Here is an 18,618-nt window from a genome sequence, read left to right as displayed (position 1 = left end):
GCCGTGTGCAGTGAAAGTTGCAAGCACGGTTCCGAATGGGAGGGAGAGGATAGTAATATCTTCTCTCGACCCTAACCGGGCGTGAGCGCGACTGTAAGCGCTGGCGTCACCTGGATTGTCAAGGAGAAGTTTTTTGCCCACGGGGTTGGGGTTAGCAGCGATGTAGTGGTACTGCAAGTAACGGGCAGCAGTTGTTTTTGGCGTGTAGGATGCCAGAACGGGGGAACCCTCGTTAGTTCGCGTTAGTTTAGTTAAAAATTCTGTCCGGTAGAAAATATCAATTTTTGCGTCAAAATCCGCTGGTACTGTTGATTGTTCAAGTTGGCGGTAGGCTGTCTTGAACTCCTGCATGGCACCGACTACTGTTAGGTCTTCACTTAAGGTTTGACTATGGTGGTAAAGGCTTTGAAAATAATCGTGGATTTGATCCGTTTTGGCTGCCCGAAGACTGGTTAATTGGTTGAAGACTTTTTCGGTCAGAATCGCTTTCCCACTGCTAGAGCATATATAGGTGCTGGCGAGCATAGCGCAAAGGCTGACTACCAGCAACATAACTATGAGTTTTGTCTTGATACTTAACTGCTTAAATAATTGCATAGGATTTTTTATGCTCTTCTTTGCCTTATTTATTTTAGGTCTAAGAAATTAAAAAGTAATCTCTCACCATTAGTATCGATCGCATTTCAGGAAGCCAAAGCTTTTCTCCTCAAGAAATCGTCACACTTCTCGTATAAAAACAGACCTCAAGGTCATAAACAAGCTGGCATCAATTTATTTATTTGTGACCTCATCTTCCAAAGACTTATACTTCGATCCATCAGGCATAACAGCACCTTCGAGCAAAGCACCACTCAGGTCAGAAATGCTAACTTTAGCACCTTTGAGATTTGCACCACTTAGGTAGGCACTCTTCAGGTTAGCACCACTCAAACTAGCATATCTCAAATCTGCACCACTCAGGTTCGCATATCTCAAATCTGCACAAATTAAATTAGCATTACTAAGATTCGCACTACTAAGATTAGCCTGAGTCAAGCAAGCAAAACTCACTTTTGCATGACTTAAATTTGCACCGCTAAGTTTAACATGACTGATATTAGCATTATCTAAATTGGCATAACTCAAATTAGCATTACTCAAGTCGCTTTCCATCAAATTGGCTTTACTGAGATTGGCATGAGGGAGATTAATATCTACTAACTCCGCACCAGGAGCATCCAAACCTCTAAGAGAAACACCATCTTCATTTAAATCTTGGAGTGCCAGAATTCTGGCATAGCTAACTTTTACGTTGTGCGCTGCATCAACCGTACTCCAAGCTTGGTAGTGAAATTGCTTTCTGCGATCGGGTGCTTCCTTGATGAATAAAATTAAAGCAACGACAAGACTGAGAGAATCAACACTCTCCAAAACTTCTCCGATCAGGGAATTATCATCCGCCCACACATAAATTATGATGAACAGAATGGCTGAAAAACTAGCCACCAACCAGGCAGGTTGTGTCCAAAAATTATCAATAAATTTTTCTAAAATTCCTTTGAGAACTTCACCCAATCGCTGAACGAATGATTTACCCTGAAATTGCTGATAACTATCAGTTATTTTCGACAGCATTTTTTGGATAATTTTACCATCTAACTGAATAGATACTAAAGGCTTTTTCTCTTCCTCGGTTGGTGGTGCGATCGGCCTAGATTCGTTCAGTAATTGTGTCTGTGATTCTTGTGGCTGATAGTGGATGACATCTTTTTGATCTGCGACTACATTTGGTGAAGAATCTGCACCTGCGCCTTTTAACATCAAACCTGTAATTGCTCTGTAGGCATCTGTCCACGCCCGCTTGACTTCGGGAGTCCAATCTTCTTGGAGATACTGCTCAAAAGCCATCAGCAGTGCGTCTCCAACTGGCCCATAATATTTGGGAATTACCCCATAGCCGATGTGTCTGCCTCCCAAGGCCTTGAGCACTGGCTCTAAAGCTTCTGGAGAGCGGAGATTTTCTACTACCAATACCAAAGCATTTATGAGCTTTTTTTGTTGCTTTTCTAAATCGATATTAGCAAATAGTGGTTGAAATTCAGGGTGAGCAATTAAGAGGTTTTGGTAGAAGGTAACGGCAAATTCATTAGCACGAGGTTTGATTTTGTCAAAACTGCTTTCCAGTACCTCTACGGCTAATTTTGGCTCTTTTTCTGGGACTAATTCTAGTTGGTAATTAGCTGCTATACTTATCTGTTTATCGGGAATAATCTCTGTTTCTAATTGAACTTCTTCAGGTGTCGTTTGTACCCCTGCGCCTTTTAACATCAAAGCAGTAATTGCTTTGTAGGCATCTGTCCACGCCAGCTTTACTTCGGTTGTCCAATCTTGCTGGAGAGACTGCTCAAAAGCACTTAGTAGTGCGTCTCCAACTGGGCCGTAATATTTGGGAATTACTCCATAACCGATGTGTCTGCCTCCCAGTGCGTTGAGAACTGGTCCTAAAGCCTCTGGAGAACGGAGATTTTCTACTACTAAAACCAGAGCACTTATGAGCTTTTTCTGTTGCTTTGCCATATCAGTTTTGGCAAACAGGGGTTTCAACTCTGGGTGAGTTGTAAACAATTTTTCGTAGAAGCTAGCGGCAAATTCATCAGCACGAGGTTTGATTTTCTCGAAACTTTGCTCTAAAAGTTCAACATTTAAAGACATATTTTTGTTTCTCTCTTGAAAGTTGACCCTCCCTTGTCTAAAGACAGGGTTTTTTAACTATCCGGCTATGATGAATGCTTTTGATAGAGTGTTTGGAAACTGAGAGTTTGTTTGCTGACGCTAGGGCTAGATATTACAAACTTAAATTTTCCAACTCTTTGCACAGGGTAGCCATAAACTCCTCTGCATCGTTGATGCCCATTTCTCCTAAAGCTTTCCACTCTTCAGTGCTGTAATCTAAATCGAGTCCCATCACGTCTTGAGTCCAATAGGGCAAATTAGATGGGTTTTCCATTAGCTCACAGGTTATTTTTAAGATGTCTGTTCCGGTCGTCTTTTGTCTAGCTTTTGTCGCCAAGCAAAAGGAGAGCAATTTGGCTAAATTACTTTTTGGTGGGATGGCTATTAGAAATGCCATGTTTTGTGCGAGTACAAACTTGTCTAACTTCATTGGTGTATTTTTCTTGGTTAATCTTTAGGGATATCTGAAAGCAAACTTGCCCCCCGATGCACCGAGGTTTCCGAAACCAGATAGGAAATGTTGCCATTACTATTATCTGGTTCTCCTACATCCATACTTTTGGGGATAGCAGCAAGTTGGATACCCTCTTTGTAGAACCGTTGCCGAATCATCCGGATCGCGTCAGAATGGACTGTCCAAAAATCCTCTTTGTTCACCCACCCGTCGGCTTTCAGACTGATGTAATAGTCCTCAATACTCCACACTTGAGTGCTGGGGGCTGGAGCTGCTAAAACTTTGGGATGCGATTTGAGAATTTCTACGAGCAATTGCTCCACCTTACCCAAGTCTTCCTCAAAGCCAATCCGCAAGCAGTGTGTAAATTTGCGAGTGTCACTGTGACTCAGGTTTTCGATAGTGTCGCCCCAAACTGTGTTGTTGGGAACGTTAAACATCTGACCGTCAAGGCCTTTGATTTTCGTGTTAGCTAAGGTGATGGACTCTACCCATCCCCAAAGTTCGCCGAGTTTGATTTCGTCACCGACATCGAAGGGCTTGTATGCCATAATCATCAAGCCGCTGGCTATGTTGCCCAGGTTGCTTTGCAGGGCGAAGGCCAAAATGAAACTCAAACCCCCAACCAGGGCTAAAACTGGACCGAGGCTGACTTCCAGCGCTGTCAGGGCCACTAGAAACCCGACTACAACTCCGCCGCGCTTGACAAGCATCACGATAAATTGGCGCATGATTCTCGATGTGCCGCCGAATAGCTTCATCAGTCGGTAGAGGATCGCGCCGAGGATTTGAGAGACAACGATGGAGACAATCACAATCCCAACGAACTTCCCTGTATTACCCACCCAGCGCATGCCACCTTCTTCAGCTTTTGCCCAAGCCAGAAGCCGCACGCCCAAACCTTGGGTATCTTTGGTATCTATGTCGATACTCATAACTGCTTGAGTGTACTGGCGGTAGGGCTTGGGATCGCCACCTTTTTTCTCCAGTTCTTCTAAAATGGCGTTAAACCGATCGTCGATCGCCGTTAGCTGCGACTGGAGTTCGGTAACAGTGACTACGAGTTGGTTCTTTGCTGCAGAATCCGCATCGGTACTCTTTTGCAAATTTTCGGTCGTTTTTTTGAGTTCCTGTTCTTTTTGTTGGAGGTTCTGTTGGTTGTTGACGACTGCTGGGGAACCAGCAACTTTCTCTTCCCCGTTGTTTTTAATTTCGGTGTTTTCAACGGCGGCTGTGGCGTTTTCTCGATCCTGGGATGATTGTCCTGTTGCAGTAGCCCCAATATCTTTGAGGAGTTGTTTGAGGGCTTCGTCGGCTTCTTCTAGCTGCTGGGTGGCTTCCTGGTATTCCGGTGACTCGGGCTCGGCACCTTTTTGAGCTTCTTGGGCGGACTCGAAGGCTTTGATGGCTGCTTCTAGTTTTTCGATCGTTTTGGTGGCCTCAGAATAAGCTAGAGATCCGGCAACGGTCTTATCTCGATCGGCTTTTATTTTATCGAGAGTTTGTTTGGCTGTTTCTAAGTCGCCGGTTTTTTGAGCTTTTTCCAGCGTCTTATTCGATGTCTCGTCTTGTTTTAATTCGGCTTTGGTTGTTTTCGATTTCTCGACTGCTGACTGGGCTTTTTTGAGGCTTTCTTTGGCTTCTTCTACCTTTTTCGTTCCTTCTTCATATTGCCGTGAACCAGGGGCAGCACCTTTTTGAGCTTGCTCGGCCGCTTCGAGGGCTTTTTTGGCTTTTTCTAAGGCATCAACGCCTTCTTGTTGTTGGCTGATGGCTTGATTCTGGCGCTTGATGGTAACTTCGGCTTCGCTGATTTCGTGAGCTTTTTTTTGGAGTACAAGCATCCACGCTGCTGCCTCGTTTCGGAGTTCTTCGAGGGTGAGCGGCTTAACGAGGATTTTCAGTTCATCAACGGGAATATTAAAGTCTTTGGTAGTGGTTGCTGCTTTGGGGTCGGCTGGTTTCTCTGGTTCAACTTGTTCAAGCTTTGGAGTATTGGCATCGGGAGTTTGCTCTTGCTCTTGCTCTTGCGATCGCACTGGAGTCGTCCATACCACGGCAACACAAACGACTGCTGTCAGGATAATTGCTCGAATTTTATAACGTGACATTTGCTACAATCTCCCGATTTTGATATCTAACAAGTTCATTCCAGAACTATGTTTTTAAATAAAATAATGGAGGAACAGTGGAGAAAAGTAATCTATAAATTGCTCCTCTCTTGAACTTGGAAGTAACAGAAGTTTTATAAATTCTGTTATTTCCATTAATATCAACTGTGGGCGATCGCCACTTATGCTCCCACTGGAGATGCACTAGCAGATACGACGTTCAGGTTAGCAACTAACCCATAGGTTGATACGTACTCTTCTAACTCTGCTAAATCGACAGTGCCATTTTTATCGCTATCAAGAATGTTGAACAGATAATCAGTGACGTAGCTTCTAACTTCTTCGGAGCTGCGTTCGCCGGTTGTCATATCTTCGATGAGCCCTAACAACTCCGTAATTTCGGCTCGATCGAGCGACTGACTTCCATCCGTATCCAATTGCAGGAAAAGCTTTTTGATATCTTCTGTTGCCACTCTCGAAGAACGCAGTGTTTCTCTCAGTATGTCATTGCCAAATGAATTCATGAACAATATCTGTTCGACGAGGGGTATGCAGAAGAACCCCAGCGCTGCCCAAAAAACTGCATACCTTACGGCTAACGGATTTGCAGTTGCACTAACTCCGATGAAAAGAGCCGCCCAAAGGAAAAAGTTGGGATTCACAAGCAGGATATAAGCATCCCGAGCTTCTGCCTTGCTTAGCTTGCCCTTTGTCACTATTGAGGTTAATGTAGCTACTACGCGCATCGAGACAAATACCAAAGTTGCAATTGCCAATTGTTGCAGACAAGCTAGCGATCGCGCTGTATCCGTTGAGGAAAATATATCGCTGAGGAATGTTGCCGGAGTAAACTGAAACCCGGTTGCCAAAGCCATGAATGCAACAGCCAGCACACCGATAAATTTCCAGTTTTTACTGTGGTGGTTTGATTCTACAGGAGATTTGTCGCGCCAAAACTGGGCGATCGCACCCGGTATTGCCAGACCTACAATTAGAATGACACCGAAAAAGATCAGGCTGTCAACGTTAATGGGTAAATTGGCAATCTTCAATGTAGCCAGAAGCGCCAGTGGAGCAACGATTGATAGCGTTCTTGACAAAAGAGCCGACGGATAAAGATTACCGCCCCAAAGCACGGATAAAACTGGGGAAGTAAGGGCTGGCGGAACCATCCAAAATAGAACCCACAAAACTTTGTACAGATCCGCTTCAGTCTGATACAAGAGGCCAGAAAATATTAAAAATAACCCAACTGCCCATCGCACTGCCATCCACCCGTAAACTAGATACTTCACAGTAGAGGTTACTTTGCGTTTACTCGCTGCAAAGTCAATGTCTAGGTAGGTATAAAACGTTGAGGCGGCAAGACACGCAACGATTATTGCTCGAAATAGGACTGATGGAATCCCTGCTTCTGAGGTGCTGATTGCCCTTGCCAAGCTTCCCAGCAAGAAGGCGGCGGCATAGATCAAAATCGCCCACATAATTGAAAGATCGTTGATCTCTTTACGCAGGGAAGCAGCACCGCCGGATTCCTTATCGCGAAACTTGACGAGATCCACACCGCTGAGAGCTTTACCATTGGGGAGTTTCAGGTGTTTATAAGCTGTCGGCGGCAGACCGCTTAAATAAAGTGCTAGAGGCTCCAATACATATTGGTGGCACACTACTAGAACTGTTTCTCCGCGTTCCAAGTGCGGTACTATTTTGTCTTCGTAGAAACGGGCAGCGCGATAATAAACTTGGGCAATCTTTTCGCCAGCCGGGGGTGCTTCGTTGTGCGAGTGCAACATTTCCTCGAAGCCTTCGTAGCCCAGTGCTAGACGCAGCAAATTTAGGTTGCGACCTGCAAAAATGCCAAAGGATTTTTCGCTAATTCGATGATCTATCTCAACGGGGGTACTTGGCGACTTTAGTGCTTGACTTTCAGCAAGGGCGATTTCACAGGTTTGCCGTGCGCGCCTCATGTGGGAGACATATACTGCGTCAAACTTTGTACCTTTTTTCTTCAGGTCAACACCTGCACGGCGTGCCTGCAACCGGCCAAAGGATGTGAGGTCAACATCCAGAACTCCTGCAAAAATGTTGCGTTCGTTACTGGTACTTTCACCGTGCCGAATAAAGTAGACACGTCCTAGCTGTTCTGCATTGAATTCTTTTGGTGAAGCCGCAGAAGTTGTTGTAGCTGCATCGTGGAATTTACTTGTAACTTCGATCGATCCATTGTCGGTACTTTCTACCTGGTCATCTAAGTTTCTAGTGTTCATTATTTACTTTCACTACGCCTTAAACAGGATTTAGATTCTTTTCCACAATTGAAGTTTCAGACTTTTAAGTCAGACGAGTTAACGACCAAAGCACTCTGCTACGAAAGTAATGTCTTGAACCGTGCAGAGTATAGTCTGAGCCAAACTCCTCGGACTTTAGTAAGACTCACTAATTCATCAGGAGCGATCGCACAATAGACAACATGAAGACTACCCAAATCTTCAAAGGATCTAAAACAAAATTTTAGAAAAAAAGCCCAGCTCGCTCTTTCCCTCGCCAACCAAAAGATTCTTGAGATCGACACCAGCTTAAAAGCGAGTTTAGGGGATCGATCGTGAATCTAACTAATAAGTTTTGTACAAAACCTGGCCTGTCACTTGGAGAAATATCCATTTTGCGCCTACATGACAGCTAAAAAGATTATGCTAGAATCCATCAATACGCAGTCGTAGGTTGGGCACGGGCCGAGAAGAGCAATCTTCTTGCAGTCTAGGGGAGGTTGTAGGTCAGCCACCATTTGGGTCTTCCCAGTTGAAAGCCATCCTGCAACATGAGCCTGGAATCTGCAACCGCAGCCGAGTGCGGCAGATAGGTTGGGAGTGTCGCGCTAGAATAAGCAGTACGAGTTAACACTCGAACACAAACGCTCGTTGTGCGAGCGTGACCTCGAAACGGGCACATAGCAGCAGGTGATGGGAATAAATCATGTTTGAACGCTTCACAGAAAAAGCAATAAAAGTAATCATGTTGGCCCAGGAAGAAGCTCGCCGCCTGGGTCACAACTTCGTAGGGACAGAACAGATCCTCCTGGGTCTGATCGGAGAAGGAACCGGGGTTGCAGCGAAAGTCCTCAAATCAATGGGCGTCAACCTGAAAGACGCGCGCATTGAAGTGGAAAAAATCATCGGGCGCGGTTCCGGCTTCGTAGCAGTAGAAATTCCGTTCACCCCCCGCGCCAAGCGGGTTCTAGAACTATCCCTTGAAGAAGCTCGTCAACTCGGACACAACTACATCGGCACTGAACACCTGCTGCTGGGCTTGATCCGCGAAGGTGAAGGAGTAGCGGCTAGAGTCTTAGAAAATCTGGGAGTAGACTTGTCGAAAGTCCGCACCCAAGTGATTCGGATGCTGGGAGAAACCGCAGAAGTCGCAGCCACTGGCGGCGGCGCTCGCACCAAAACCCCAACCCTCGACGAATTTGGAGCCAACCTGACTCAAATGGCGGTCGATGGCAAACTAGACCCAGTAGTCGGACGCCAAAAAGAAATCGAACGGGTAATTCAAATCCTCGGTCGCCGCACCAAAAACAACCCGGTGCTAATCGGCGAACCCGGAGTCGGCAAAACCGCGATCGCCGAAGGTCTGGCCCAGCGAATTGCTAACAACGACATCCCAGACATCCTCGAAGAAAAGCGCGTTGTTACCCTCGACATCGGCTTGCTGGTTGCGGGGACGAAATACCGGGGCGAATTTGAAGAACGCCTCAAAAAAATCATGGACGAAATCCGCACAGCGGGTAACGTGATTTTGGTGATTGACGAAGTGCACACTTTGATCGGTGCAGGTGCGGCTGAAGGGGCGATCGACGCCGCCAACATTCTCAAGCCGGCTTTGGCAAGAGGCGAGCTCCAGTGCATCGGCGCTACCACCCTCGACGAGTATCGCAAGCACATCGAGCGCGATGCAGCCTTAGAACGGCGCTTCCAGCCCGTCATGGTCGGCGAACCCACCGTTGACGAGACGATCGAGATTCTCTTCGGCTTGCGGGAACGCTACGAACAGCACCACAAGCTGAAAATCTTGGATACAGCCCTCGAAGCTGCAGCCAAACTCTCTCACCGATACATCTCCGATCGCTTCCTCCCAGACAAAGCAATTGACTTGGTAGACGAAGCTGGTTCTAGAGTCCGCTTGATAAACTCCCAACTGCCCCCCGCAGCCAAAGAACTTGACAAAGAACTCCGCCAAGTCCTGAAAGATAAAGACGAAGCGGTGCGTTCTCAAGACTTTGACAAAGCCGGCGAATTGCGCGATCGGGAAATGACCATCAAAGCCGAAATTCGCGCTATTTCCCAAGCCAAAAAAACCGACTCGGCCCGCACCGGCGAAACCGACCCATCGCCAGTAGTCAGCGAAGAAGACATTGCTCAAATCGTGGCAAGCTGGACGGGCGTCCCGGTAAACAAACTGACCGAATCCGAATCCGAAAAGCTGCTGCACATGGAAGATACCTTGCACCAGCGCTTGATCGGGCAGGAAGAAGCAGTGAAAGCCGTTTCCCGCGCCATCCGTCGTGCGCGGGTAGGCTTGAAAAATCCCAATCGCCCGATCGCCAGTTTCATCTTCTCCGGGCCTACCGGCGTCGGCAAAACCGAACTCACCAAAGCCCTAGCCGGCTACTTCTTCGGTTCCGAAGACGCCATGATTCGGCTGGATATGTCCGAGTACATGGAACGGCACACCGTCTCCAAACTCATCGGTTCTCCTCCAGGCTACGTCGGCTACAACGAAGGCGGCCAACTCACAGAAGCAGTCCGCCGCCGTCCTTACACAGTCGTTCTGTTCGACGAAATCGAAAAAGCCCACCCCGATGTCTTCAATATGCTGTTGCAAATATTGGAAGACGGCCGCTTAACAGATGCCAAAGGTCGCACCGTGGACTTCAAAAACACGCTGCTGATTATGACCTCAAACATCGGTTCTAAGGTGATTGAAAAAGGTGGCGGCGGTCTCGGTTTCGAGTTCAGCGACAACCAAGCCGATGCTAATTACAACCGCATTCGTTCTTTGGTTAACGAAGAACTCAAAAACTACTTCCGCCCCGAATTCCTCAACCGACTCGACGAAATTATCGTCTTCCGCCAGTTGAACAAGGAAGAAGTCAAAGAAATCGCGGTCATCATGCTCAAAGAAGTGTTCGGTCGTTTGACAGAACAGGGAATCACTCTGGAAGTGACCGAAAAATTCAAAGAACGGCTGGTAGAAGAAGGCTACAACCCCAGCTATGGAGCCCGACCCCTGCGCCGCGCCATCATGCGCTTGCTGGAAGACAGCTTGGCTGAGGAAATCCTTTCTGGCCGCATCAAAGACGGCGACACCGCTGTTGTGGATGTGGGCGAGGACGGAATTGTTAAGGTGCTGCAAGGTCAAAAGCGGGAATTGCTGCCCCAAGGCGCTGAGTAAGTTTGAGTAAGTGCGATCGCGAGTTAAGTTTGGAAATAACCAATCTCGCAGTCGCAAACAACTCAAAATCCTCACATAAAAAAGGTAGAGAATTTAAATTCTCTGCCTTTTTTATGAGTTAATACCAAGAGGAGAGTTATGGCATAAATCTTTGATTGATAGGGAAACCACAGATGCAACGCAGATACAACGCAGATGCTTTTCAATATTGTTTGCGACTGCCTGCACTGCACGTCTAGTAATTAACAGTGACAGACTTCAAGGGTAAGCTGTACTGCCTTTAAATTGTATGTTTTGGGCTGGTTCGCGTGTCCAGCCAGCTCATGGTTTGATTATTTCTGGAGATGCAATTTAAATGCTGAGCGAGCTTAATTAGATAATTAGTGGCAACTATTTAGCGAGGAATTTCATGACATCTGAAAAAAACAAGTTGGGTACACAAGTAGCAGAAAATCCGCCTGAAAGCTGGTGGCAGAAAGCGTGGAAGTCGCAGCGAGAAAATCTTCAGATAGTGATTATTGCTTTGAGTTTAGCAATAGTGATTCGAGCCTTGGTCGCCGAACCGCGCTACATACCCTCAGATTCTATGGTACCCACTTTGCACGTGGGCGATCGGGTCGTAGTCGAAAAAATCTCCTACTACCTCGAACCTCCAAAAACTGGCGACATCGTAGTATTTGCCCCTCCCGAAAAGTTGCAAGAACAAGGCTTTACCCAAGACCAAGCATTCATCAAGCGGATAATTGGCTTACCGGGTCAAACCGTCGCCGTTAAAAAAGGTTTAGTTTATCTCAACGATAAACCCCTCGACGAAAAATATATTGCCGAACCTCCTAAATACCAGTGGGGGCCTTATCGCGTCCCAGAAAATGAATACTTTGTGATGGGAGACAACCGCAACAACAGCAACGACTCCAGCAGGTGGGGATTTTTACCTAAGCAGAACATCATCGGCCGCGCTGTCGTGCGATTTTGGCCTCTAGAACGCATCGGTCAAGTTTGAAGTCAGTTGACAGTTGACCGTTGTCATCGCCAGCCCAATGCCCAATGCCCAATGCCCATCCCTTATGCTGTACGGAAATTTCTACTTATTCTTGTGCCTTAAGGGGTAGGGACTTCCTCCGGCAACTGATAAAATGGTAGAAAAAGCAGAGGGATTTCTCACCTCGATCAAAATTAGTTGAATATTAAAAATTTAGGGAAGCTATGGGATTTTTTGATTCAGAAATTGTTCAGCAAGAAGCCAAGCTATTGTTTGAAGACTATCAATCTCTCATCAAACTAGGTGGCAGTTACGGCAAATTCGATCGCGAAGGCAAGAAAATGTTCATCGCTCAGATGGAATCGATGATGGAGCGCTACCGTATTTTTATGAAGCGCTTTGAGCTTTCTGAGGACTTCATGGCTCAGATGACTGTAGAGCAGTTAAAAACACAGCTCAATCAATTTGGTATCACGCCCCAGCAGATGTTTGAGCAAATGAACTCAACGCTGGAGCGGATGAAATCTGAGCTGGAAAAACAATCATAGTGAGCAGAAGGAAGAAGGAAGAAGGAAGAAAAAGAAAGTATTCCCAATGCCCAATGCCCAGTGCCTAATGCCCAATATGCCCAGTGCCTAATGCCCAATGACTAATGACTGATAATTAAGGCCGTTCAAAAGATGAAGCAGGTTTGAAACTTTCTGCGGGAACGCCTTCCAAAGCTTGGCTCATAAAATCACGCCAAACAGGGGCGACAATAGTACCGCCAGTAGCACCGTAGCTCATCGGTCTGTAATTGTCGTTGCCCATCCAAACAGCCACCGACAACTGCGGCACGTAACCTACAAACCAGATATCCCGTTCTGAGGAAGTTGTACCAGTTTTCCCAGCAGCCGGTCGCCCAAGTTGAGCAGCCCTTGCCGTTCCGTTGTTAATTACCCCTTGCAGGGCGCTGTTGACAGATGCCGCCGCCCAGGAATTGAGAACTAATTTGGGTTTGGGCGTATTGTCGAGCAAGACGTTGCCGCTGCTGTCAGTGACTTGCACGATAAACGTGGTGTCAGAATGCCAGCCGTTGTTGGCGAAGGTAGCAAAAGCTCCAGCCATTTCTAAAGGAGTCAAGTCAACGGCACCCAATGGCAAAGAAATCACCGGTTCCATCGGACTTCTGATGCCGAGTACGCGGCAAATCTCAATCACTTTATTCAATCCAACTTCTTGGCCAAGCTTGACGGCGGGAATGTTGAGAGAGACTTCCAAAGCTCTGCGGATGCTGACTGCACCGGAGAAGCCGCCGCCGTAGTTTTGAGGGTAGTAGTAGCCGTCGCCGTCGCGGTAGCCGACAGGGGAGTCGTACACAACTGAATCCGGGCCGTATTTGCCGCTAGCAAAGGCAGCGTAGTAGACAAAAGGCTTAAAAGAAGATCCTGGCTGGCGGCGTGCTTGAATGGCGCGGTTGAACTGACTCTTTTCGTAATCGACGCCGCCCACCATTGCTTTGACGAAGTGGGTGCGGGGATCGACGGCGGCTAGGGCAATTTGACCTTCCTCGCGATCGTAAAACAGCCCTTGGTAGTAAAGCCGATTGTGCCAGGCTTTGACGGTTTCTTCGGCTATGCGCTGCATTTTGAGGTCGATCGTGGTTTGAACGCGCATTCCTCCCTTAACCACGGCATCTCGCCCGAAACGCCTTGTCAGTTCTTGGACTACGGCTTGTGTTACGTAAGGAACTTGAGAGCCGCCAAAAGAGGTAATTTTGCCTAGCTTAATTTTTTCCTGGCGGGCAGCAATCTCTTGGGCGGGCGTAATCCATTTAAGATCCTTCATGCGGCCTAAAACGATTGTTTGCCGCTCTTTTGCCAACTTGTAATTGACGAAAGGACTGTATTCTTCGGGGGCAGAGATTAAGCCGGCCAGCATGGCTGCTTCTGAAAGAGTCAAATTACTTGCTGACTTGTTGAAATAGCTTCGAGAGGCTGTCTCTACGCCATACAAGTTGTGACCTAAGTAGATTTGATTCAGGTATAGTTGCAGAATTTGGTCTTTGTTGAGAATTTGCTCCAAGCGGATAGACATTACCGCTTCAGCTACCTTGCGACTAAATTTTGACTGGGGAGAAAGAAACAGGTTCTTGACTAGCTGCATAGTCATAGTCGAGCCCCCTTCCACGGTTCTACCTTTCTCTAGGTTGACTAGAAGAGCTCGGGCTATCCCGCCAGGGTTGATGCCTTTGTGGGTGAAAAAGTTGCTATCTTCGATCGCCAGAACAGCTCGTTTCAGGTTCGGGGAGATTTGGTCGAGGGGTACGACATCCCGGTTGGCTTCGTCGTGGATGCTGGCTAGCGGCTTGCCGTTGATGTCGTAAATGTGGGTAGTTTCTGTGGGAGAGTAGGTTTGCAAGATGCGAACATCTGGCAAATTGCGGAAGCTGATCGCTAAGCCAACCAGTCCGCCAGCGACTACGGAACTGGCAAGCATTGTCATGCTGAGTATGGTTCCGGCGGTCACTTTACTGACTGACTGAACAAACTCAAATACGGGGGCTGAGTTTTCCGTGTTATTGCGGACTGCGTTGGTTGACACGTGGATTTCACTTCCTCACTCGATTTGGGGTTTAAGACTTTTAATTTTAGATGCGAACCCGAAAGACTGTCAGTCGATTTTAGATTTTAGATTTTAAATTTTAGATTTATTCCACAGATGAATCTGGGGGTTTGAACAAGAGTCTAAAATTTGGGGATCTCCACGACTGTTGTCGGGGGCTGGTATCCGTTTTTGGGCGGGGTCAGCTAATGAAAGCCGGTCAGCTTTGGGATTATAGTAGCTTGATAGTTATGTTTTTATGCGTCAACCAGTGAGTGTAACTAATTCTGCTGCACTTTGGCAAAACTATGATGAACGATCGCTTCCCGATGATAACTCCTAACCTTTCAGCGCTTTACCGCGGCGTCAGCGAGATTTTTCCAGATCGACCTGATTCTAGCAACCCTGACGAAAATTTAGCCCAACTGCTGGCAAAAGTCGATCGACCGTTGCGCGTCAAACTGGGAATTGACCCGACAGGGAGTGACATTCACCTGGGACACAGCATTTGCGTCCGCAAGCTGCGGGCTTTTCAAGATGCCGGTCACACAGCGGTACTGGTCATCGGAGATTTTACCGCAAGAATTGGCGATCCGACAGGGAAATCAGAGATGCGCAGCCAGTTGACAGCCGAACAAGTGGCGGAAAATGCCAAGACTTATTTAGACCAAGTGCGTCCGATTCTAGATTTTGACACACCCGGACGTTTGGAAATTCGCTACAACTCCGAGTGGTTGTCGAAATTGGATTTGGCGAAGATTTTGGAACTGCTGAGGACGATGACGGTGCAGCAAATGCTTGCTAAAGAGGGATTTGATAATCGGATGCAGCAGGAAAACGCGATTTATCTGCATGAGTTTCTGTATCCGCTAATGCAGGGTTACGATTCGGTGGCTTTGGAAGCTGATGTTGAGTTGGGGGGAACCGACCAAAAGTTTAATATTGCGGTGGGGAGAGATTTGCAGCGGCATTTTGGGATGAAACCGCAGTTTGGTTTGCTGATGCCGATTTTGATCGGCACTGACGGCGTACAAAAGATGTCGAAATCTTTGGGCAATTATGTAGGTTTGTCGGAAGACCCGCTGACTATGTATTCTAAGTTGGAGAAAATTGCTGATAGTTCGATCGCCCAATATTTTGAACTGTTGACAGATTTGCCACTTAATGAATTGCCAGAAAATCCGCGAGAAAAACAGAAACTTTTGGCTGTGGATGTGGTGCGCCAATATCGCGGTTCGGAAGCAGCGGATCGCGCACAACAAGATGCAATGGCACTGGTTAAAGGTGCGGCGGGACAAGCTGATGCAGTGCCCGAGTTTTCCTTGGCAAGTGTGCAGTTTCCGGCTAAGTTGTTTTATATTCTGAGTGCTAGCGGGCTTTGTAAAAGCAGCGGTGATGCGCGGAAGTTGATGCAGGGCGGTGGGGTGAAGTTGGAGGGCGATCGAGTTTCTGATGTTAATCTTACTTTTGAATCACCGGCTGATTTATGCGGTAAGGTTTTGCAGGTTGGGAAGAATAAGTTTGTGCGATTGGTGTCTTGAATCTATTTTTTTACCGCAGATGAAGGCTGATGAATCCTGATGAACGCTGATAATCGAATTATTGTTGCTTTGGATGTTTCGAGTCAAGAAGAGGCGATCGCACTCCTCGACAAACTGCCGCAAGTATCTTTCTGGAAAGTGGGTTTGGAACTGTTTGTGAGTTCCGGTCCGGGGATTTTGGAAATTTTAAAACAGCGGGAAAAGCGGATTTTTCTCGATTTGAAGTTTCACGATATCCCGAATACTGTAGCTGGTGCTTGTCGGGCTGCTGCTAAGTATAATGTGGATTTATTGACTATCCATTCTACTTGTGGTAAAGATGCTTTGAAAGCGGCACAGTTGGCTTTGACTGAAGGGGCGGCTGTGGATAAACCCAGTCCTAAGTTGATTGCAATTACTCTGTTGACGAGTTTGAATTCGCGACAGTTGGCTTTTGAGTTGAAAATACCTTTGGAGTTGCCGGAATATGCTTTGCATATGGCATTGTTGGCTAAGGAAACGGGTTTAGCTGGGGCTGTTTGTTCTCCGCAAGAAGTGGAACAGTTAAGAATGAGTTGCGGGGATGATTTTCTGTTAGTTTGTCCCGGTGTGCGTCCGAAATGGGCCGATGGAGGGGATCAAAAACGATCGATGACTCCAAAGGCTGCTTTGAAAGCTGGTGCGGATTATCTGGTGATTGGGCGGCCAATTACTGCTGCGCCCGATCCAGTGGCGGCTTTTACCCGTATTTGTGAAGAGTTGGAGTAACAATAGAAATGTTGTTTTTTACAGCCGATAAAAGCCGATGAACGCCAATAAAATTTTATCTGCGTTTATCTGTGTTTATCTGCTGATATCTGCGGTTGCAACTCCGACTTTTGCAGTTGATTTTATGACAAATCATACTAACAGTATCAATGCCAGTCGGTATGGTTTGTTAGTGCGATCGCCCTGTGCCGCTGATTTAGAAACTTTGGTCGATCGCCTGTTGCAAGATTTGCCTAGTTATGCTAATCGCGTAATTGTGCGATCGCACTTTTCTCCTAACAAAAACACACCGTCCGGTTACGCGCTGCCTCAAATAATTTTAGCCGGCCGGCCGGAGTTTGAACCGCTACCTTTAAATTTTGAAGATGCACTTCCTGAAAATGCCAGTCAAGTTTTCATTACTACTTTGGAACGGCAGTATCGGGGGGGACAACGAGTTGAAATTGAGCAATATCATTGGCTGTTTTTAAATCAAACGGAGAACGGCTGGGAGTTGGCAAAAATTGTTTCTCGGTTTGGTAATGGGGCGGATATTCGTCCTTTATTTGAGCAAGATAGCGAGAAAAGCGCAATTGCTGAGGCTATCCGTTTGTGGTTGCGAGATTGTCAGGCAAAAAATAAGTTGTCCCGCAACTAAATTGTATTTTTGGGCGGGCGAGACGCCCAACCCCTACTCCCCACATGAAATAATTTTTATTGTGGAACAGGCATCTTGCCTGTTCCTGACAGAAAATAATTTTATTGTGGAACAGGCATCTTGCGGTTGGTTGTTGGTTGGGGTCTAATTAACAGTCTGGATTGGAGTGGCTTCATGTCTTTTGTTAGTTCTAACCCTTGGGTTGGAGTGCCGATGGTTGTAGGACTTATACCTGTGTCATTACTTTTACCTCTTTTTTTAATAACACCTTTTTTATAATATCTAGTATAATGTCCGCTGTTAATAAATCATGAGGTGGAAATAGATAAGTTGGAAATTCCGAAGATGTTTGACCTTCTAAATTAGGAAATACTCAATTCTAAATCAAAGGATAACCCGTCAAAAGTACATTGTGACCTAAGAATTTATCTTCATGGTGCTCAGTATTTCAGCGTTTCCTTGACTCCGAGTTTGCTTGGCTCAAAGATAGAGACCATTCGACAGAATTTATGGAATACTGTGTAATACTCTTCTCCCCTATCAAGATCGTGCCAAAATCTTTGGCTGTGCATTGCTTCTCTTGCATAATAGCCAAATGTGTACAGTGCAATTTCCTTTTTCATTATACCAGACATAATCATAAAGTAAATCTCTTCCAAAAAGCAGATAAATACCTCTTTTTCCTGTTTTGTGACTGATATGCTGCTAGAGCTATCATGCAAAAGCTCACAGACTTTCTGGATTGACTCGTTCTCATCGAATCTTTTGCTCATCTCATGAAACTTCTCATATCTACTTATCCTATTGAGTTCTACGAACTCAATAATGCCTTTCACAAAAGCTAGGATTCCTATTAGTCCACCAATAGCTTCAATAAAGTTGTTCATGATTATATATCAAGTGGGAAGAGATGATAATTATTCCCTATTATACTGCAATACTCCGGACAGTTTTTGGAACGATACTACAAGCTTACGCGGGGCAAGGATCATAAAAAAGTCGAATTAAATGTAAGTCAGGCGTGGATCTGACATTGATTTAATTATCCATAGTGGCTCAAAATCAAGCGAGCATAAGCCATTGGGCTATATAAAAACTGTTGCGACTATTGATACTGATGATCGGCAAAAAAAGTCATGGTGGGGTTAACCAGTATTTATACTCATCGCAAAAATGACACGCTCCCCATCTTGCGGGCGGGCGAGACGCCCAACCCCTACTCCCCACATGAAATAATTTTTATTGTGGAACAGGCATCTTGCCTGTTCCTGACAGAAAATAATTTTATTGTGGAACAGGCAAGATGCCTGTTCCTGACAGAGGTATCAGAAAATCCACAAATTTTTGGTTAAGCGATTTACCGGAGGGGCGGGTTTACGATATTATCTGTTTTAGACAAT

13 protein-coding genes and 1 pseudogene are annotated in these 18,618 nt (G+C 46.3%); 7 read left to right on the top strand and 7 right to left on the bottom strand.

What is annotated here, in order from left to right:
• The 5 genes and pseudogenes from QUA53_RS15840 to QUA53_RS15820 form a co-directional block, all read right to left on the bottom strand.
• A pseudogene (locus tag QUA53_RS15840) lies at nt 1-597 on the bottom strand (hypothetical protein); the annotation flags it as partial.
• A gap of 174 nt (nt 598-771) precedes the next feature.
• On the bottom strand, nt 772-2,691 hold the full coding sequence (locus QUA53_RS15835) for a pentapeptide repeat-containing protein (RefSeq protein ID WP_333098333.1): 1,920 nt from the start codon (nt 2,689-2,691) through the stop codon (nt 772-774).
• 133 nt (nt 2,692-2,824) lie between these two features.
• Nucleotides 2,825-3,142, bottom strand: a complete 318-nt coding sequence (locus tag QUA53_RS15830; protein ID WP_333098332.1) for a hypothetical protein — start codon at nt 3,140-3,142, stop codon at nt 2,825-2,827.
• A 17-nt stretch (nt 3,143-3,159) separates the two neighbouring features.
• The gene (locus QUA53_RS15825) at nt 3,160-5,277 is read right to left on the bottom strand and encodes a mechanosensitive ion channel domain-containing protein (RefSeq protein ID WP_333098330.1); all 2,118 of its coding nucleotides are present in this window, start codon (nt 5,275-5,277) and stop codon (nt 3,160-3,162) included.
• A 182-nt stretch (nt 5,278-5,459) separates the two neighbouring features.
• Entirely contained in the window at nt 5,460-7,544 is a 2,085-nt protein-coding gene (locus QUA53_RS15820; protein WP_333098328.1) for a histidine phosphatase family protein, read from the bottom strand.
• A 706-nt stretch (nt 7,545-8,250) separates the two neighbouring features.
• Between QUA53_RS15820 and QUA53_RS15815 the strand changes: the two genes are divergently transcribed.
• From QUA53_RS15815 to QUA53_RS15805, 3 genes are all read left to right on the top strand, one after another.
• On the top strand, nt 8,251-10,728 hold the full coding sequence (locus QUA53_RS15815; RefSeq protein ID WP_333098327.1) for an ATP-dependent Clp protease ATP-binding subunit: 2,478 nt from the start codon (nt 8,251-8,253) through the stop codon (nt 10,726-10,728).
• A 409-nt stretch (nt 10,729-11,137) separates the two neighbouring features.
• The gene (lepB, locus tag QUA53_RS15810; protein ID WP_333098326.1) at nt 11,138-11,731 is read left to right on the top strand and encodes a signal peptidase I; all 594 of its coding nucleotides are present in this window, start codon (nt 11,138-11,140) and stop codon (nt 11,729-11,731) included.
• A 203-nt stretch (nt 11,732-11,934) separates the two neighbouring features.
• A complete protein-coding gene (locus tag QUA53_RS15805) occupies nt 11,935-12,258 on the top strand; it encodes a DUF1825 family protein (RefSeq protein ID WP_015176373.1) in 324 nt (107 codons plus the stop codon).
• Nucleotides 12,259-12,373: 115 nt separating this feature from the next.
• Here QUA53_RS15805 and QUA53_RS15800 read toward each other — a convergent pair whose 3' ends face one another.
• The gene (locus tag QUA53_RS15800) at nt 12,374-14,293 is read right to left on the bottom strand and encodes a transglycosylase domain-containing protein (RefSeq protein WP_333098325.1); all 1,920 of its coding nucleotides are present in this window, start codon (nt 14,291-14,293) and stop codon (nt 12,374-12,376) included.
• A gap of 308 nt (nt 14,294-14,601) precedes the next feature.
• Here QUA53_RS15800 and tyrS point away from each other — a divergent pair, with 308 nt between their 5' ends.
• The 3 genes from tyrS to QUA53_RS15785 are packed head-to-tail and all read left to right on the top strand — an operon-like array spanning nt 14,602 to nt 17,218.
• Nucleotides 14,602-15,834: a tyrosine--tRNA ligase gene (gene tyrS, locus QUA53_RS15795; RefSeq protein WP_333098324.1), complete on the top strand. Its 1,233-nt coding sequence runs from the start codon at nt 14,602-14,604 to the stop codon at nt 15,832-15,834.
• A 39-nt stretch (nt 15,835-15,873) separates the two neighbouring features.
• The gene (pyrF, locus tag QUA53_RS15790) at nt 15,874-16,581 is read left to right on the top strand and encodes an orotidine-5'-phosphate decarboxylase (RefSeq protein ID WP_333098322.1); all 708 of its coding nucleotides are present in this window, start codon (nt 15,874-15,876) and stop codon (nt 16,579-16,581) included.
• 37 nt (nt 16,582-16,618) lie between these two features.
• Complete coding sequence (locus tag QUA53_RS15785; RefSeq protein ID WP_333098320.1) at nt 16,619-17,218, top strand: hypothetical protein; 600 nt, start codon at nt 16,619-16,621, stop codon at nt 17,216-17,218.
• Nucleotides 17,219-17,658: 440 nt separating this feature from the next.
• On the opposite strand, the gene QUA53_RS15780 is transcribed toward QUA53_RS15785, so the two are convergent.
• A complete protein-coding gene (locus tag QUA53_RS15780) occupies nt 17,659-18,105 on the bottom strand; it encodes a hypothetical protein (protein WP_333098318.1) in 447 nt (148 codons plus the stop codon).
• A gap of 249 nt (nt 18,106-18,354) precedes the next feature.
• On the opposite strand from QUA53_RS15780, the gene QUA53_RS15775 reads away from it, so the two are divergent.
• Complete coding sequence (locus QUA53_RS15775) at nt 18,355-18,570, top strand: hypothetical protein (protein ID WP_333221939.1); 216 nt, start codon at nt 18,355-18,357, stop codon at nt 18,568-18,570.
• Nucleotides 18,571-18,618 lie beyond the last annotated feature (48 nt).

It is taken from the genome of Microcoleus sp. Pol12B3 (genome assembly GCF_036701355.1).
Taxonomy (GTDB): Bacteria; Cyanobacteriota; Cyanobacteriia; order Cyanobacteriales; family Microcoleaceae; genus Microcoleus.
Note: the sequence above shows the minus strand (reverse complement) of the source record. Positions and strands in the feature narration are given on the sequence as shown.